The sequence below is a fragment of the Halomonas sp. TH-94 genome, assembly GCF_057473365.1.
Window position 1 is genome coordinate 64304 of record NZ_JBYCKL010000035.1, and the last position, 16004, is coordinate 80307.

Annotated in this window: 13 protein-coding genes and 3 tRNA genes; 4 read left to right on the forward strand and 12 right to left on the reverse strand. The window is 64.0% G+C overall.

The window, feature by feature from the left end:
- Window positions 1–148 precede the first annotated feature (148 nt).
- Window positions 149–1630 (forward strand): hypothetical protein, encoded by a 1482-nt coding sequence (locus AC2VNO_RS07160; protein ID WP_486933494.1) that lies wholly within the window; start codon window positions 149–151, stop codon window positions 1628–1630.
- A 195-nt stretch (window positions 1631–1825) separates the two neighbouring features.
- Window positions 1826–2167, forward strand: coding sequence for a 2Fe-2S iron-sulfur cluster-binding protein (locus AC2VNO_RS07165; RefSeq protein ID WP_486933495.1), 342 nt, complete (start codon window positions 1826–1828; stop codon window positions 2165–2167).
- 86 nt (window positions 2168–2253) lie between these two features.
- On the opposite strand, the gene AC2VNO_RS07170 is transcribed toward AC2VNO_RS07165, so the two are convergent.
- The 3 genes from AC2VNO_RS07170 to AC2VNO_RS07180 are packed head-to-tail and all read right to left on the reverse strand — an operon-like array spanning window position 2254 to window position 5740.
- Entirely contained in the window at window positions 2254–3576 is a 1323-nt protein-coding gene (locus AC2VNO_RS07170; protein WP_486933496.1) for a sodium ion-translocating decarboxylase subunit beta, read from the reverse strand.
- An 11-nt stretch (window positions 3577–3587) separates the two neighbouring features.
- Window positions 3588–5426, reverse strand: a complete 1839-nt coding sequence (gene oadA, locus AC2VNO_RS07175) for a sodium-extruding oxaloacetate decarboxylase subunit alpha (protein WP_486933497.1) — start codon at window positions 5424–5426, stop codon at window positions 3588–3590.
- Between the two features lie 56 nt (window positions 5427–5482).
- Entirely contained in the window at window positions 5483–5740 is a 258-nt protein-coding gene (locus AC2VNO_RS07180; RefSeq protein WP_486933498.1) for an OadG family protein, read from the reverse strand.
- A gap of 168 nt (window positions 5741–5908) precedes the next feature.
- Between AC2VNO_RS07180 and AC2VNO_RS07185 the strand changes: the two genes are divergently transcribed.
- The gene (locus AC2VNO_RS07185) at window positions 5909–6871 is read left to right on the forward strand and encodes a tRNA dihydrouridine synthase (RefSeq protein WP_486933499.1); all 963 of its coding nucleotides are present in this window, start codon (window positions 5909–5911) and stop codon (window positions 6869–6871) included.
- A gap of 207 nt (window positions 6872–7078) precedes the next feature.
- Here the strand turns inward: AC2VNO_RS07185 and AC2VNO_RS07190 are convergent.
- From AC2VNO_RS07190 to AC2VNO_RS07230, 9 genes are all read right to left on the reverse strand, one after another.
- Window positions 7079–7155 (reverse strand) — tRNA-Arg (locus tag AC2VNO_RS07190).
- A gap of 104 nt (window positions 7156–7259) precedes the next feature.
- Window positions 7260–7336, reverse strand: a tRNA-Arg gene (locus AC2VNO_RS07195).
- Between the two features lie 33 nt (window positions 7337–7369).
- Window positions 7370–7462, reverse strand: a tRNA-Ser gene (locus tag AC2VNO_RS07200).
- A 100-nt stretch (window positions 7463–7562) separates the two neighbouring features.
- Complete coding sequence (gene csrA / locus AC2VNO_RS07205) at window positions 7563–7763, reverse strand: carbon storage regulator CsrA (RefSeq protein WP_486933500.1); 201 nt, start codon at window positions 7761–7763, stop codon at window positions 7563–7565.
- Window positions 7764–8001: 238 nt separating this feature from the next.
- Window positions 8002–9252, reverse strand: a complete 1251-nt coding sequence (locus AC2VNO_RS07210; RefSeq protein WP_486933501.1) for an aspartate kinase — start codon at window positions 9250–9252, stop codon at window positions 8002–8004.
- Between the two features lie 67 nt (window positions 9253–9319).
- Window positions 9320–11929: an alanine--tRNA ligase gene (gene alaS, locus AC2VNO_RS07215; RefSeq protein ID WP_486933502.1), complete on the reverse strand. Its 2610-nt coding sequence runs from the start codon at window positions 11927–11929 to the stop codon at window positions 9320–9322.
- A gap of 175 nt (window positions 11930–12104) precedes the next feature.
- The gene (locus tag AC2VNO_RS07220; RefSeq protein WP_486933503.1) at window positions 12105–12587 is read right to left on the reverse strand and encodes a regulatory protein RecX; all 483 of its coding nucleotides are present in this window, start codon (window positions 12585–12587) and stop codon (window positions 12105–12107) included.
- Between the two features lie 3 nt (window positions 12588–12590).
- Complete coding sequence (gene recA / locus AC2VNO_RS07225) at window positions 12591–13652, reverse strand: recombinase RecA (protein WP_486933504.1); 1062 nt, start codon at window positions 13650–13652, stop codon at window positions 12591–12593.
- Between the two features lie 148 nt (window positions 13653–13800).
- On the reverse strand, window positions 13801–14313 hold the full coding sequence (locus AC2VNO_RS07230) for a CinA family protein (protein WP_486933505.1): 513 nt from the start codon (window positions 14311–14313) through the stop codon (window positions 13801–13803).
- A gap of 178 nt (window positions 14314–14491) precedes the next feature.
- Between AC2VNO_RS07230 and mutS the strand changes: the two genes are divergently transcribed.
- A partial coding sequence (gene mutS / locus AC2VNO_RS07235) for a DNA mismatch repair protein MutS (RefSeq protein ID WP_486933506.1) occupies window positions 14492–16004 on the forward strand: 1513 nt, incomplete at its 3' end.

Sequence of the window (16004 nt, forward strand, 5' to 3'; positions counted from 1 at the left end):
ATGTGCGAAAGGCGTCAGCACCGCTTTCGTGACATGCAAGGCAACACGACCGTGGCAATTCAGCAACCGACAACTACAAGCAGACGATGGGCCGCCGACAGCCTCGGTACCGCCCTCGCCCAAGCCTGACGACACGACAAGGTGCAACATGGAACAACTCGAACAGGTACAACTAACCGCATCGCACTGGGTCTTCCTGCTGGTGATCCTGGCGATATTCGTCTCCATCGGTTTCCGCAAGGGTGTCATCATCCCTTCCATTGCCGGTATCTTCATGCTGGGTCTGCTGGCCGAGGCCCCTCACGAAGGCGGCCTCAATCAGCTGATCTTCGCCGTTCAGGTAGTCTTCCGGGCGCTACTCAATGCCGGCACCGAGCTCTTCGACATCATGTTGGTCATCGCACTGATGGTTGCCATGCTCAAATCGCTGCAGAGCCAAGGAGCGGACAGGCTCATGGTGGCACCGATGAAGAAACTGATGGTGGGACCCTGGACGGCCTTCTTCGTCGTCGGCATCACCATGTACATTGCCGCCGCCTTCTTCTGGCCGACACCCGCCGTTGCCCTGGTCGGTACCGTATTGATCCCTGTCGCCATGCAGGTAGGGCTGCCGGCCATCGGCGCCGCCATGGCGGTGAACCTGTTCGGCCACGGCATGGCACTCTCGGCCGACCCCGTCATCCAGGGCGCGAGCCGCCTGACGGCGGGCGCTGCCGGTATCGACACCACCACGCTGGTGCCCTATACCTTGCTGTTCTCGCTGGTGGTCGGCGTGGTGGCAATCTCCCTCGCCTGCCTGCACCTGCGTCGGGACATGCGCTCCGGCGTTCTGGAAGCCCCCAAGACGGATGAGGTCTTCTCTCCCCGCTCGGCAGGTGCCGCGGCGGTCGAAGCGAATACCGTCAAGGAAGAGAACCAGCCGGAAGCCGGCCCTTATGCAAGGATCTTCGCCATTGCCGTCCCGGCGATTCTGATCGGTATTGCCGGATTGATGATCTATCGCGCCCTGTTCCTCCCCGACCAGGCGATTCGCGGCGGCGGCGCCACGGCGCTGCTGGGTGGCACCGCTACCGTGCTGCTGGTGCTCTCCTCGTTTGCCTCACACGGCCACCACGCCCTGGATGGTATCAGCAGCTACACCCGTGAAGGTTTCTTCTTCGCCATCAAGATCTTCGCGCCGATCATTCCAATTGCCGGGTTCTTCTTCCTGGGCCATCCCGGGCACTCTGCCGAGGTGATCGGTGCCGGCGCGGCTGGCTTCCTCTTCGATATCGGCCATAACATCGGCCACTACATAGATGGCAATGTCTTCCTGCTGGTGTTCGGCATGGCATTCATTGGCCTGCTTTCCGGCATGGACGGCTCGGGCTTCTCCGGCCTGCCGCTGGTGGGCTCACTGTCGGGTGCGCTGGGTACCGGCGCAGGTGTCGATGTGCATGTGCTGGCAGCGCTGGGGCAGGTAGCCGCGATCTTCGCCGGTGGCGGTACCCTGGCGGCCTGGGCCTTCGGGGTGGCGGCTGATGCCGGTATCGCCGGGGTAAGCCCAGCAGCCCTGGTGCGGCGTAACTTCGTGCCGGTGATCTCGGGCATCGTCGTGGCCTCGCTGCTGGCCGTCATCCTGTTGATATAGCAATACCCCGGTGCGATACGAGACGACACCCCGGCCACCGCCGGGGTGTCGTTTATCGGGCCTTGGGTGGCGAAAGTGGGGCTTGACGAAATGGATTTAGTGGCACATGGTATACCATATGCCATACGGCAACACAGCCGCCGTGCAGTCGAGAACGGTGCACGAACTGACGACAAATGAGAGCAGGTGATTGCCATGCCCCTGATCAAGATTCACAAGAACGGCGAGGTCTTCGAAGGCGACGTCCAGCCCAATACCAATCTGGTCGTACGCGCCGGGATCCGCCAGTTTCCTTACCCTCACCTGAGCTACGGCTGTGGCATGGGTAAATGTGCCAAGTGCATGTGCAAGGTGCTCAAGGGCGGCGAGTCGCTGCCGGAGCCCAACTGGAAAGAGAAGAAGATGCTCGGCGGGCGTCTCGATGAGGGATACCGGCTCGCCTGTCAGCTGTGGGTGGACGAAGACCTCGAACTGGCTCAGGAGAGCCCTGCTGGAGCCGGCACCAACAGTCGATCCGACAGTGTTACCACGTCGTGACCGAGATGGGCAGAGAGCCCGAGCAAGCAAAACGCCCACCGGCAGTACCCCACCGGTGGGCGTTTCGTTTCAGAACAGGACGGCTGTTATCCCAGGTACTTGATCATCACCCCCGCCGCCACCGCCGAGCCGATAACCCCGGCCACGTTGGGGCCCATGGCATGCATCAGCAGGAAGTTGTGAGGGTTCGACTCCAGCCCCACCTTGTTGGCCACCCTGGCCGCCATGGGCACTGCCGATACCCCGGCCGCCCCGATCAGCGGGTTGATGGGCATGCGGCTCATGAGGTTCATCAGCTTGGCCATGAGCACCCCCGCTGCGGTGCCGATGGCGAAGGCCACCATACCCAGCGCCATGATGCCCAGCGTTTCGACGGCCAGGAAGGTTTCGGCCATCAGTCGTGACCCCACGGCCAGCCCAAGCACGATGGTGACGATATTGATCAGCGCGTTCTGGGCCGTATCGGTCAAGCGTTCCACCACGCCGCACTCGCGCATCAGGTTGCCGAAGCAGAACATGCCCAGCAGCGGCGCGGCATCCGGCAAGAACAGCGCGACCAGCATAAGCAGCGCAAGCGGAAAGACGATCTTTTCCAGCTTGGAGACCGGCCGCAGCTGGGTCATGGTGATCTCGCGTTCCTTGCGGGTGGTGAGCAGCTTCATGATCGGCGGCTGGAGCATCGGCACCAATGCCATATAGGCATAGGCTGCCACCGCGATGGCGCCGAGCAGCTCCGGGGCCAGCACGCTCGAGACATAAATCGAGGTCGGACCGTCGGCGCCGCCGATGATGCCGATGGCGGCGGCCTGCTCAAGGGAGAAGTCCATCCAGCCCAGGGCCGACATGCCTACCGCGCCGAACAGGGTGGCAAAGATGCCGAATTGCGCTGCCGCCCCCAGGAACAGGGTGCGCGGATTGGCCAGCAGGGGGCCGAAGTCGGTCATCGCCCCCACGCCCATGAAGATCAGCAGGGGTGCAATGCCCGAGGCGACGGCGACGGAGTAGAAGACGTACAGCAGGCCGTCGCCGTAGCCGACGTTCATGGCCACGTCCCGTGCAGCGCGGATCTGATCCGGCGCGGCACCGTTGTCGACCAGCGCCCGCAAGGTGACGCGCCAGGCTTCCTCGCCGGCCAGCGGATCGAGAGTCGCCCCCAGTGCCATGGCCACCTGCTGCAGCACCGCCGGGCGGGCCACCTCGATGGCTTGGTCCAGCGCCGAGATGGCAAGCCCCGCCTCCGGTATGTTGGCCAGTATCCCGCCGAAGCCGATCGGCACCAGCAGCAGCGGCTCGAACTTCTTGTGGATGGCGAGATAGAGCAGCCCCAGGCCTACCAGGATCATGACCGCCTGACCCAAGGTCAGGTTATAGAGGCCCGAACCCTCCCACAGGGTCAATAGCTTATCCATGATAGAGATCCTTAGAGCACGATCAGGGTGTCGCCGACGGAGACGCTGTCGCCCTCACCGACCAAGACCTCGGAAACGGTGCCTCCGGTGGCGGCCCGCACTTCGGTTTCCATCTTCATCGCTTCGAGGATGATCACCACATCGCCTTCCTTGACGCTGTCGCCAGGGCGCACGTTGACCTTGAAGATATTCCCCGCCAGCGGTGCAGCGATCGCCTCGCCGCTGGAGGCCGGGGCGCTTTCGGCAGGCTGCGCAGCCGCTTGCCCGGCCGGCTGCGTTACGCTGCCGATCTCGCCACCCTCGGCAACCTCGACCACGTACTGCTTACCGTTGACCGTAACCGTGTAAGTCTCGGGGCCGGCAGGCACACTGGCCGTGGGCTTGGCCACGGCGCCGCCCGGCTTGGACTCGACGGGCAGGTTGGCGCTGGCGCCTCCCTGATCCGGGGCCTGGGGCACCGGCTCGAAGGCCTCGGGATTGTCGCGGTTCTTGAGGAACTTGAGGCCTATCTGCGGGAACAGCGCGTAGGTCAGCACGTCATCGATCACGCGCTCGCCCTCGGCAAGCCGCACGCCTTCGGTCTTGGCCTTTTCCTTAAGCTCGCTGGCAAGGCGCTCCATTTCGGCCTCGAGCAGATCGGCGGGGCGGCAAGTGATGGGCTCGCCACCCTCGAGCACACGGTTCTGCAGCTCCTTGTTCAAGGGAGCCGGCGCGGCGCCATACTCGCCCTTGAGCAGCGCCTGCACTTCCTTTGAGATCGACTTGTAGCGTTCGCCCATCATCACGTTCATCACCGCCTGGGTGCCGACGATCTGCGACGTGGGCGTGACCAGCGGGATGAAGCCCAGGTCCTCGCGAACGCGAGGAATTTCAAGGAGCACGTCGTCGAGCTTGTCGCCGGCGCCCTGCTCCTTGAGCTGACCTTCCATATTGGTGAGCATGCCGCCCGGAACCTGAGCCACCAGGATGCGCGAGTCGATACCCTTCAGTGAACCCTCGAAGGCGGCGTACTTCTTGCGCACCTCGCGAAAATAGCCGGCAATCTCCTCGAGCAGTTCGAGATCGAGATTGGTATCGCGCTGGGTGCCCTTGAGGATCGCCACCACCGATTCGGTCGGACTGTGGCCATAGGTCATCGACATCGAGGAGATAGCGGTATCGACGTTATCGATGCCTGCCTCGACAGCCTTGAGGATGGTGGCGGTGGACATGCCCGTGGTGGCATGGCACTGCATGTGGATCGGGATTGATAGCACCTTCTTCAGGCGCGTGACCAGCTCATAGGCATCGTAGGGTGCCAGCAGGCCGGCCATGTCCTTGATCGCCAGGGAGTCGGCCCCCATGTCGGCGATGGTTTCGGCCAACTCCACCCAACTGTCCAGCGTGTGCACCGGACTCACGGTGTAGGAGATGGTGCCCTGCGCGTGGCCGCCCACGTCACGCACGGCCTTGATGGCCCGCTCCAAGTTACGCGGGTCGTTCATGGCGTCGAATACGCGGAACACGTCCACGCCGTTGGTCTTGGCACGCTCGACGAAGCGATCCACCACGTCGTCGGCATAGTGGCGGTAGCCAAGCAGGTTCTGGCCTCGCAGCAGCATCTGCTGCGGGGTATTGGGCATGGCCTCCTTCAACGCCCGTATCCGCTCCCACGGATCCTCGCCGAGGTAGCGGATACAGGCGTCGAAGGTTGCGCCACCCCAGGACTCCAGCGACCAGAAGCCGACCCGATCGAGTTTCTCGGCAATCGGCAGCATGTCGTCGAGCCGCATCCGGGTGGCGAACAGCGACTGGTGGGCGTCGCGCAGGACGACGTCGGTGATGCCCAGCGGGCGATTGGTCTCACTCATGAAGATGACCCCGTGGATAGCGTGTTGTGTAGTAATATGGCTCGCTGCCGTGCCGCTCAGCGGCGATGGCGGCGGCGATAGCGATGTACGGCGGCGCTGATGACGGCCATGAGTTCGGCGTCATCGCTTTGGGTCTTGGCTGGAGATGTCGGAGACGACACCGGGGCCGAGGGAGCCGGGGTCGGGGCCAGGCGGCGCACCACCAGCGACATCAGGGTGGTGGTCAGCACGAGGATGGTAAGAAAAACAAAAACGAACCCCATACCAACGCCCATCAGGGCAAGGCCGTCGAGCAGCAACTGCTGATCCTGCATGATTGCTCTCCCTCATTCTGCACGACTTGTTAACTAACTGCCGCAAACATGTCGCCAATCGTAAAAAAGTTGGCCATATAAACTGCCACACTCCGGATGAATTGCAAGCACCCCATGGTGGAAGCCAGCGTTGTTGTTTTACTACAAGGCAGGATCGGTCTCGCGCCCATGGAAGGCGTGATCGACGCCCATGCCCGCGACCTCCTTACCCGCCGCCCCGGCTTCGACTGGGCGGTAACGGAGTTCGTCCGCGTGGTCGATGCCCGACTGCCGCCGAAAGTCTTCCTGCGCCACTGCCCCGAGCTTGCCACACGGGTACGAACGCCCTCGGGCGTTCCCGTGGCCCTTCAGCTGCTCGGCAGCGAACCAGCTGCCTTGGCGGCCAACGCCGAACAGGCCAGAGAGCTGGGCGCCAGCGCCATCGATCTCAATTTCGGCTGCCCGGCAAAGCTGGTCAACCGTCACGACGGCGGCGCTTCGCTGTTACGCGACCCTCGCCGCGTCCATGCCGCCGTTGCGGCCGTCCACCGAGCCGTGGGAAGCCAAATACCGGTCACGGCAAAGATCCGCCTCGGCTTCTCCCATCGGCGCCTGGCGCTCGACTGCGCCAAGGCGGCTGAGGACGGTGGCGCGACACAGCTCGTCGTACACGCGCGAACCCGCGACGAGGGCTATCGTCCACCGGCCCACTGGGAGTGGATCGCACGCATTCGTCGGCACCTTCACATTCCGGTTGTCGCCAACGGCGACATCTGGAGCCTCGAGGACTACTGGAAGGCGCGTACGCTCTCCGGCTGCCGCGACGTCATGCTCGGCCGCGGCGCCCTTGCCGACCCGCTCCTGGCTCAGCGCATCCGCCACTGGCTCGACACCGGCGAGCAGCTCCCCTCCACCCAATGGCGCCATCGTGCCGCCATCCTGGCCGAGTATGCTGCATTGCAACGTACCACACTTCCCGGTCGCATTGTTACCTCCCTGGTGAAGCAGTGGCTCAATCACATGCGCCAGCGAGACAGCGAAGCCGAACGCCGCTTTCATGCGCTGAAGCGTATCAACGACCTGGATGCGCTGATGGCCGGCCTCGACGCAAAAGAGGCAATGGCCTGCCACCAGGCTGAAGAGCGAGCCTGAGACGGGCGTCTGCAGGTTACCTGGAACGATCAGGCGCCGGGAAGCAGGGAAAGAGACGAGCAAAAAAAGGGTGCCCATCGTCATGATGGGCACCCAAACGATCGCGCCACCGGCATCCTGCCGTTCCGGCCAGTCGATACGTGAGCCCCTGCAGGAACAGAGGCGGTAAGCAAAAGACCCGCCCTCGAAAGAGGACGGGTCGGTATCTGGCGCGCCCGGGAGGATTCGAACCTCCGACCACCTGATTCGTAGTCAGGTACTCTATCCAGCTGAGCTACGGGCGCTGACGCAAGATCCAGGATCCTGCCTTGACTCACACCACTGCATCGAACTTGGTGACACCCGGAGCCATGACCCAATGATCGTAACGATCCTTCAGCATGCTTCGTGGCGCGCCCGGGAGGATTCGAACCTCCGACCACCTGATTCGTAGTCAGGTACTCTATCCAGCTGAGCTACGGGCGCATATCACATTTCGTACAACGGCTACGTGTCGCATGGCGGAGAGGGAGGGATTCGAACCCTCGATGGGGCTATAAACCCCATACTCCCTTAGCAGGGGAGCGCCTTCAGCCACTCGGCCACCTCTCCCTCAACGACACGGCGCATACTTTATCGTTTCTGCAGCGCATTGTCCAGCATATTCAGTTATTTGTTTCTCAATAACGGAACGGACGAAGGCAGCACGGCATCAGCCGTGTGAGCTACTGCCTCCTTCTTCATCGGACTTCTCACGCTGGATGCGTTGATAGATTTCTTCACGATGTACGGCGACATCCTTGGGCGCATTCACGCCTATACGGACCTGATTGCCCTTGACGCCAAGGACGGTCACGGTGATGTCATCGCCGATCATCAGCGTTTCTCCGACTCGGCGGGTCAGGATGAGCATGACTGATCTCCTTCTCAGACGACTTGCAACGGGATGCGCGTCGATCCCATCGACGCTTAGTTCTCTCATTATGTAACACTTGTTACCACTGTGCACCAATGTGCACCACCACCCAACCCCACCATGACACGTCGGCAGCGTTGAAGGGAAGCCCGGCCGCTCATCGCAGCTGACTTCCCCCAGCGTAGAAGAACCATCCGATGACGTCGTACGTAGCGTGTTAATTTCTTGTGTGTTTCTATGCGCTTTCGATATCGCTCTTGTCCAACCCGAAAGCGGTATGCAGAGCACGAACCGCGAGCTCCATCTGTTTCTCGTCGATGACGACCGAAATCTTGATTTCTGAGGTGGAGACCATGCGGATGTTGATGTTTTCGTCAGCCAGCACGCGGAACATCTTGGAAGCGACCCCGGCGTGAGAGCGCATGCCCACACCGACCAGTGACACCTTGGCGATATTGTCATCGCCATTGACCACGCCGCCGCCCAGATCGGGAATCACCTGCTCCTCGAGGATCTTGAGCGTCTTCTTGTAGTCGCCCTTGGCCACGGTGAAGGTGAAGTCGGTGTAGTCGCCAGCCGGCGCCACGTTCTGCACGATCATGTCGACTTCGATGTTGGCATCGGCGATCGGGCCCAGAATGCGTGAGGCCACGCCCGGCACGTCCGGCGTGTTGAGCAGGGTCAGCTTGGCCTCGTTGGCGGTGAAGGCGATACCTGAGATCAGCGGTTCTTCCATGGAGTCCTCGTCTTGGTCGGATTCAGCAACGATCAGGGTGCCGGGGCCGTCCTGAAAACTGGACAGCACGCGCAGCGGGACATTGTACTTGCCGGCAAACTCCACCGAGCGGATCTGCAGCACCTTGGAGCCGAGGCTCGCCAGCTCCAGCATCTCCTCGACGGTGATACTGTCGAGCCGCTGGGCCTTGGAGCAGACGCGCGGGTCGGTAGTGTAGACGCCATCGACGTCGGTGTAGATCTGGCACTCGTCGGCGCCCAGGGCCGCCGCCAGCGCCACCCCGGTGGTATCCGAGCCGCCGCGACCGAGGGTGGTGATGTTGCCCTCCTCGTCGACGCCCTGGAAGCCGGCCACGACCACCACCTTGCCTTCATTCAGGTCATCGCGCATCTCGTCGGTTTCGATGCGCTGGATGCGTGCCTTGGTGTGGGCGCTGTCGGTGAGAATTCCCACCTGGGAGCCGGTGTAGGAGGTGGCCGGCACGCCCAGCTTGTGCAGGGCCAGTGCCAGCAGCGAAATGGTCACCTGCTCACCGGTGGATACCAGCATATCCATCTCGCGGGGGGTAGGCTCGTCGTTGATCTCATTGGCCATACCGATCAGGCGATTGGTCTCGCCACTCATGGCGGAGACCACCACCACGATCTGGTGGCCGTCGTCGCGGAAGCCTTTGACCTTCTCGGCCACGGCCTTGATGCGCTCCACGGAGCCCACCGAGGTACCGCCGAATTTCTGTACGTAAAGTGCCATCTACGGTTTTCCCTCGCTTGTCGAACGATTCACGCTCGGATGAGTGAAAGTCGTGCCCTGTGCCCCGTTACTGCAGTCGCTGCTCGACCCAGGCGGAAACGCTCGCCAGGGCCGCCGGCAGGGCGGTAACGTCGCTGCCGCCGGCCTGAGCCATGTCGGCGCGCCCACCGCCCTTGCCGCCCACCTGTGTCGCCACGTGATTGACCAGCTCGCCGGCCCTTACCCTGTCGGTCAAGTCGTCGGTGACGCCGGCGATCAGGCTCACCTTGCCGGCCTCCCTGTCGCTCACACCCAGCACCACGATGCCTGAACCCAGCTTGTTCTTGAGCTGGTCGAGCACGCCGCGCAGCTCCTTGGCGGAGACGCCATCGAGCTGTGTGGCCAGCACCTTGACGCCGGCAATTTCGTGGGCCTGGCTCAGCATGTCGCTGCCGGCAGCGCTGGCCAGCTTGGCCTTGAGACGCTCGAGTTCCTTTTCCAGGCTGCGATTGCGCTCCACCAACGACTCGACGCGCTCCTCGACCTGTTCCGGCTTGGCCTTGAGGCGCTCGCCGATGCGCGCCAGGCGCGTTTCCTGCTCGCGGAAGTAGGCCAGCGCCCCCTCGCCGGTGATCGCCTCGATACGGCGCACGCCGGCGGCAATCCCCTGCTCGCCGACGATGTGGAAGCAGCCGATGTCGCCGCTGCGAGCCACGTGGGTGCCGCCGCACAGCTCGATGGAGAAATCATCGGCGCCAATGGTTAGCACCCGCACACTGTCGGCGTACTTGGCTTCGAACAGGGCCGCAGCACCCTTGGCCTTGGCCTGATCGAGGGTCATCTGCTCGATGCGGGTCGGGGCATTGGCGAGTATCTGTTCGTTGACCAGGCGCTGCACTTCAGCGAGCTGCTGGGGGGTCACGGCTTCGAAGTGGCTGAAGTCGAAGCGCAGCCGCTCGGGGGTGACCAGCGAGCCCTTCTGCTGAACGTGATCGCCAAGCACCATGCGCAGCGCCTTGTGCATCAGGTGGGTGGCGGAATGGTTGCGAATGGTGGCGCCGCGCAGCCTGGCGTCTACCTGGGGGCGCACCTCGTCGCCCACGCTCAGGCGGCCCTCCAGCAGTACGCCGTGGTGCAGGTGGTGACCACCCTGCTTCTGGGTATCGGTCACCAGGAAGCGTCCGCCGTCGAGAGTCAGGTAGCCGGTGTCGCCCACCTGACCACCCGACTCACCGTAGAACGGGGTGCGGTCGAGGACGACGATGCCCCGCTGCTCGGGCTCGAGCGCGACCAGCGCATTGCCTTCGCGATCCACGATGGCAGTCACGGTGGCGTTGTCTTCGAGCTTGTCGTAGCCGGTGAAGGCCGTTTCGCCTTCGAGCTCCAGTGCCGCGGCATAGTCGGCGCCGAACTGGCTGGCCGCCCGGGCACGCTCACGCTGAGCTTCGAGCTCACGCTGAAAGCCGGCTTCGTCCAGCGTCACGCCACGTTCGCGGCACACGTCGGCAGTCAGATCGTAGGGGAAGCCATAGGTGTCGTAGAGCTTGAACACCGTCTCGCCGGGCAGCACTTCGCCCTGGAGTGCGGCGAGCGCCTCTTCCAGCAGCCCCATGCCATGCTCCAGAGTACGAGCGAACTGCTCCTCCTCCTTCAGCAGGATGCGCTCGATCTGGTGGCGCGCCTCGCGCAGCTCGGGATAGGCCTCGCCCATCTCGACATCGAGCGCTCCCACCAACTTGTGAAAGAAGTGGCCCTTGGCTCCCAGCTTGTGGCCGTGCCGAATGGCGCGGCGGATGATCCGGCGCAGCACGTAACCGCGCCCCTCGTTGGAGGGCAGCACGCCGTCGGCGATGAGAAAGGCGCAGGAGCGGATATGGTCGGCGATCACCCGCAGCGAGGGAGTGGTGGTGTCGCCATGGCCGGTGTATCGCGCCGCTGCCGCGAGCAGGTTCTGGAACAGGTCGATCTCGTAGTTGGAGTGCACGCCCTGCAGCACTGCCGCCACACGCTCGAGCCCCATGCCGGTATCGATGGATGGCTTGGGCAGAGGGTTCAGGTTGCCGGCCTCATCGCGATCGAACTGCATGAACACCAGGTTCCAGATCTCGATGTAGCGGTCGCCGTCCTCCTCGGGGCTGCCCGGCGGACCGCCCCACACATCAGGGCCGTGATCGAAGAAGATCTCGGAGCTGGGGCCGCACGGTCCGGTATCGCCCATCTGCCAGAAGTTATCCTCGTCGAGCTTGGAGAAGCGCTGCGGGTCGACGCCGATCTCCTCCTTCCAGATCTTCTCCGCCTCGTCATCGCTGACGTGCACGGTGACCCACAGCTTCTCCGCCGGCAGACCCAGGCGCTGGGTCAGGAACTCCCAGGCGAAGCGAATGGCATCGCGCTTGAAATAGTCGCCGAAGCTGAAATTGCCCAGCATCTCGAAGAAGGTGTGGTGGCGTGCGGTGTAGCCGACGTTGTCGAGATCGTTGTGCTTGCCGCCGGCGCGCACGCAGCGCTGCGCCGAGGTGGCGCGCACGTAGGAGCGCGGGTCGCGGCCGAGGAAAACGTCCTTGAACGGCACCATGCCGGCGTTGGTGAACAGCAGCGTCGGGTCGTTGCCCGGCACCAGGGAGCTCGACGGCACGATGGTGTGGCCGTGCTCTTCGAAGTAATTCAGAAAGGCCTGTCTGATGTCTGCGCTTTTCATGGCATATCCGTAGCGATGAGCGTGGTCACCCGACGGGCAGGCGCGCTCGGCGCCGCTTCGCATGGCCGAATTCGCACGCCTTGGCGTGTCAGGAGCGCCACCAAGGGCGTTCACAAAGGGAGGCATTATAGCGCAGTTGTCAAGCGACTAAAGGGGAGGCGCTAAAAGCGGGAAGTCATTCGGCGGCGTGGAGCCGCTCCAGGGCATGGCGGACCTGCTCGAAATCGAAGCCGCGAGACAGCAGGAAGCGCTCGCGGCGGGCACGTTCTCGCAGCGAGCCGTCGCCTGGGGAAAAACGCCGAGCAAGCACATCGGCGGCAAGCTCGAACCAGTCGACCTCGCTCTCTCGCTCGGCCTTGGTCAAGGCAGCCGCAATCAGGCCGCGCTCGACGCCACGCCGCTCGAGCTCGGCACGCACCTTGAGGGGACCCTGACCGCGTGCGATCCGGGAGCGCAAGAAGCTCTCGACGAAGCGCGCATCGGATTGCAGGCCTTCATCGGCAAGCGCGTCGAGACAGGCATCGATCGCCTCGGCAGAGTGAGCGCGCGCCAGCAGTCTCTGCGTCAGCTCGGCGCGAGCATACTCGCGCCGAGCCAGCAGGCGGATGGCATCATCCCGGGGGGACGCGTCGCGCTCACCGGCGTACTGCATGGGCATGGCTTAGAGCAGATCGTCTTCGCGCTCGGCATCGGCGACCGCCGGTTCCTCGGCGTCTTCCTTGGGCGATGCCGTGGCCAGCAGCTGGCCGCGGATCTGGCTCTCGATCTCCTCCATCACCGCCGGATTGTCCTCGAGGAACTGCGCGGCGTTGGCCTTGCCCTGGCCGATCTTGTTGCCCTTGTAGCTGTACCAGGCACCCGCCTTGTCGACCAGGTTGCACTGTACGCCCAGGTCGATCACCTCGCCGGCATGGTAGATGCCCTTGCCGTAGAGGATCTGGAACTCGGCCTGGCGGAACGGCGGCGCCACCTTGTTCTTCACCACCTTGACCCGGGTCTCGTTGCCGGTGACCTCGTCGCCCTGCTTCACCGAGCCGGTACGGCGGATGTCCAGGCGCACGCTGGCGTAGAACTTGAGGGCGTTGCCGCCGGTGGTGGTCTCGGGGCTACCGAACATCACGCCGATCTTCATGCGAATCTGGTTGATGAACACCACCAGGCAGTTGGCGTTCTTGATGTGACCGGTGATCTTGCGCAGCGCCTGGGACATCAGGCGTGCCTGCAGGCCGACATGGGAGTCGCCCATCTCGCCCTCGATCTCGGCGCGCGGGGTGAGCGCCGCCACCGAGTCGATGATGATCACGTCGACGCCGCCGGAGCGAACCAGCATGTCGCAGATCTCCAGCGCCTGTTCGCCGGTATCGGGCTGGGACACCAGCAGGTCGTCGAGGTTGACGCCGAGCTTTTCGGCGTAGCTGGGGTCGAGGGCGTGCTCGGCGTCGATGAAGGCACAGGTCTTGCCCTGCTTCTGGGCCTCGGCGATCACCGACAGGGTCAGGGTGGTCTTGCCCGAGGACTCCGGCCCGAAGATCTCCACCACGCGGCCGAAGGGCAGGCCACCGATGCCGAGCGCGATGTCGAGCCCCAGCGAGCCGGTGGAGACCGACGGCATGACCACCCGCGGCGTATCGCCCAGGCGCATCACGGTGCCCTTGCCGAACTGGCGCTCGATCTGTGAAAGGGCGGCATTCAATGCCTTGCTACGGTTTTCATCCTGTGCCATGAGGCTCTCCTCGCAGAACTCGCAGTCGCTTGCAGGTGCAAAGTGAATGGCGGGCCACCAAGAGGAGCTCGCCCGGACACTGTATGGTTGGACAGTAGTATGACGAAAAAAAAGCCGGGCGACTAGCCACCCGCACAATATGATACGTTCATTCGGCTTCGAGGTGGCGAATCAACCCGACGATGGCCTCGCGTACCGCGCGCTCACGCACCGCCCGCCGGTCGCCGGGAAACTGATACCGCTCGGCGCGCTGGCGTGTCTCGTTGCCCCAGGCCAGCCACACGGTGCCTACCGGCTTTTCCGGCGAGCCCCCGTCGGGGCCGGCCACGCCGCTGATCGCCACCCCCAGCTTGGCCCCGCTGTCGCGACAGGCACCCGCCACCATCGCTTCGACCACTTCACGGCTCACCGCACCGTGCTCTGCGATCAACGCTTCCGGTACGCCGAGCAGGCGTGTCTTGGCGGCATTGGAATACGTCACGTAGCCGGTCTCGAAATAGGCCGAGCTGCCGGCCACCGCGGTGATCGCGCTGGCCACGCCGCCGCCGGTACACGACTCGGCTGCGGTCACGCCGACACCCTGCTCGCGGCACCGCCGACCGAGGCGCTCGGCAAGCGTAGTGAGATCGAGATTGGCCAGACTGGAAGCACTGTGAGGCATGGTATCGCTCCTGCTAGAAAAGGACGGCGCCTGGGCCGACCGCTTGTCCTACGGTTGACTGCCACCATAGCGCATACTTGCCGCATCAGCAGTCCGCATGCGCCATGTCGACGACAGGCGGCGCATGTTAACCTTGGCGCTCTCACGCCCACACAATCGACGAATCAGCCGAGAACGCATGAACGACGCGGTCAAAACGGCCATGCCGGCCCATACCCCGATGATGGCCCAGTACCTCAGGATAAAGCGCGAGCACCCCGATGTGCTGCTGTTCTATCGCATGGGCGACTTCTATGAGCTGTTCTTCGACGACGCCAAGCGTGCCGCTGCCCTGCTCGACATCACCCTGACCCAGCGCGGGCAGTCCGCCGGCAAGCCGATCCCCATGGCCGGCGTGCCCTACCATAGCGCCGAGGGGTATCTTGCGCGCCTGGTGAAGGCCGGCGAATCGGTGGCGATCTGCGAGCAGTTCGGTGATCCGGCGACCAGCAAGGGGCCGGTTGAGCGCAAGGTGGTACGCATCGTCACACCGGGCACCCTCTACGATGAGGCGCTGCTCGACGCCCGCCGCGACAATCTGCTGGTGGCCGTGCACCCCGCCGGAAACTGCTGGGGCATCGCCTGGCTGGAGCTCTCCAGCGGCCGCTTCAGCGTGCTCGAGGTTGAGGGCGAAAGCGACATGCTCGCCGAGTTGCAGCGCCTCGACCCCGCTGAACTGCTTCTCCCCGAGAGCGTTTCCCTGCCGCCGGCACTGGAAGGCCGCCAGGGCCTGCGTCGCCAGAGCGACTGGCTGTTCGATCTCGAATCCGCCACACGACTTTTGTGCGATCAGTTCCAGGTTCAGGATCTGCGCGGTTTCGGCTGCGCCCATCTCGAGGCCGCCCTCACCGCGGCCGGTGTGCTGGTGGAATACGCTCGCGACACCCAGCGTTCGCGCCTGCCCCACGTCACCGCCCTGGGCGTCGAGAATCGCGACGATGCCGTAGTGATCGACGCTGCCAGCCGGCGTAACCTGGAAATCGACATCAATCTCGGCGGCGGGAGCGACAACACCCTGGCCAGCGTGCTCGACACGACGGCCACTGCCATGGGCTCGCGACTGCTCAAGCGCTGGCTCAATCGCCCGCTGCGCGACCGTAGCCAGGTGCAGGGCCGTCAGGCGGCGGTCGCCCTGCTGCTGGAACGCGAAGGCTTCGTCGTCCTGAGGGAGCTGCTCAAGACGATTGGCGACGTGGAGCGCATCCTTGCCCGAGTAGCGCTTTACAGTGCACGGCCGCGCGATCTCGCTCGCCTGCGCGACGCCTTGGCAGCGTTACCCGACCTGCAGCGCGAGCTGCAGGACTACAGCGAAGGCACCGCCCTCGATGAGCTGGCTCACCACATTCGCCCCTACCCCGAGCTAGCCGACCTGCTCGCCCGGGGGCTGATCGACAACCCACCGGTAGTGATTCGCGACGGCGGCGTGATCCGCGACGGCTTCGATGCCGAACTCGACGACTATCGTGGGCTCGCCGAACACGCCGGCGATTATCTGGTTCAGCTCGAGGCCCGTGAGCGCGAGCGGACTGGCCTTGCCGGCCTCAAGGTGGGCTACAACCGGGTGCATGGCTACTTCATCGAGATCCCCCGCGCCCAGGCCCGGGAAGTGCCGGCGGACTATGTGCGCCGCCAGACGTTGAAGAACGCCGAAC

Excerpts from the sequence above, each read along its gene's own strand:
- AC2VNO_RS07160 (WP_486933494.1), top strand. The coding sequence starts at position 149 with ATGGAACAACTCGAACAGGTACAACTAACCGCATCGCACTGGGTCTTC.
- AC2VNO_RS07165 (WP_486933495.1), top strand. The coding sequence starts at position 1,826 with ATGCCCCTGATCAAGATTCACAAGAACGGCGAGGTCTTCGAAGGCGAC.
- AC2VNO_RS07170 (WP_486933496.1), bottom strand. The coding sequence starts at position 3,576 with ATGGATAAGCTATTGACCCTGTGGGAGGGTTCGGGCCTCTATAACCTG.
- oadA (WP_486933497.1), bottom strand. The coding sequence starts at position 5,426 with ATGAGTGAGACCAATCGCCCGCTGGGCATCACCGACGTCGTCCTGCGC.
- AC2VNO_RS07180 (WP_486933498.1), bottom strand. The coding sequence starts at position 5,740 with ATGCAGGATCAGCAGTTGCTGCTCGACGGCCTTGCCCTGATGGGCGTT.
- AC2VNO_RS07185 (WP_486933499.1), top strand. The coding sequence starts at position 5,909 with ATGGAAGGCGTGATCGACGCCCATGCCCGCGACCTCCTTACCCGCCGC.
- csrA (WP_486933500.1), bottom strand. The coding sequence starts at position 7,763 with ATGCTCATCCTGACCCGCCGAGTCGGAGAAACGCTGATGATCGGCGAT.
- AC2VNO_RS07210 (WP_486933501.1), bottom strand. The coding sequence starts at position 9,252 with ATGGCACTTTACGTACAGAAATTCGGCGGTACCTCGGTGGGCTCCGTG.
- alaS (WP_486933502.1), bottom strand. The coding sequence starts at position 11,929 with ATGAAAAGCGCAGACATCAGACAGGCCTTTCTGAATTACTTCGAAGAG.
- AC2VNO_RS07220 (WP_486933503.1), bottom strand. The coding sequence starts at position 12,587 with ATGCCCATGCAGTACGCCGGTGAGCGCGACGCGTCCCCCCGGGATGAT.
- recA (WP_486933504.1), bottom strand. The coding sequence starts at position 13,652 with ATGGCACAGGATGAAAACCGTAGCAAGGCATTGAATGCCGCCCTTTCA.
- AC2VNO_RS07230 (WP_486933505.1), bottom strand. The coding sequence starts at position 14,313 with ATGCCTCACAGTGCTTCCAGTCTGGCCAATCTCGATCTCACTACGCTT.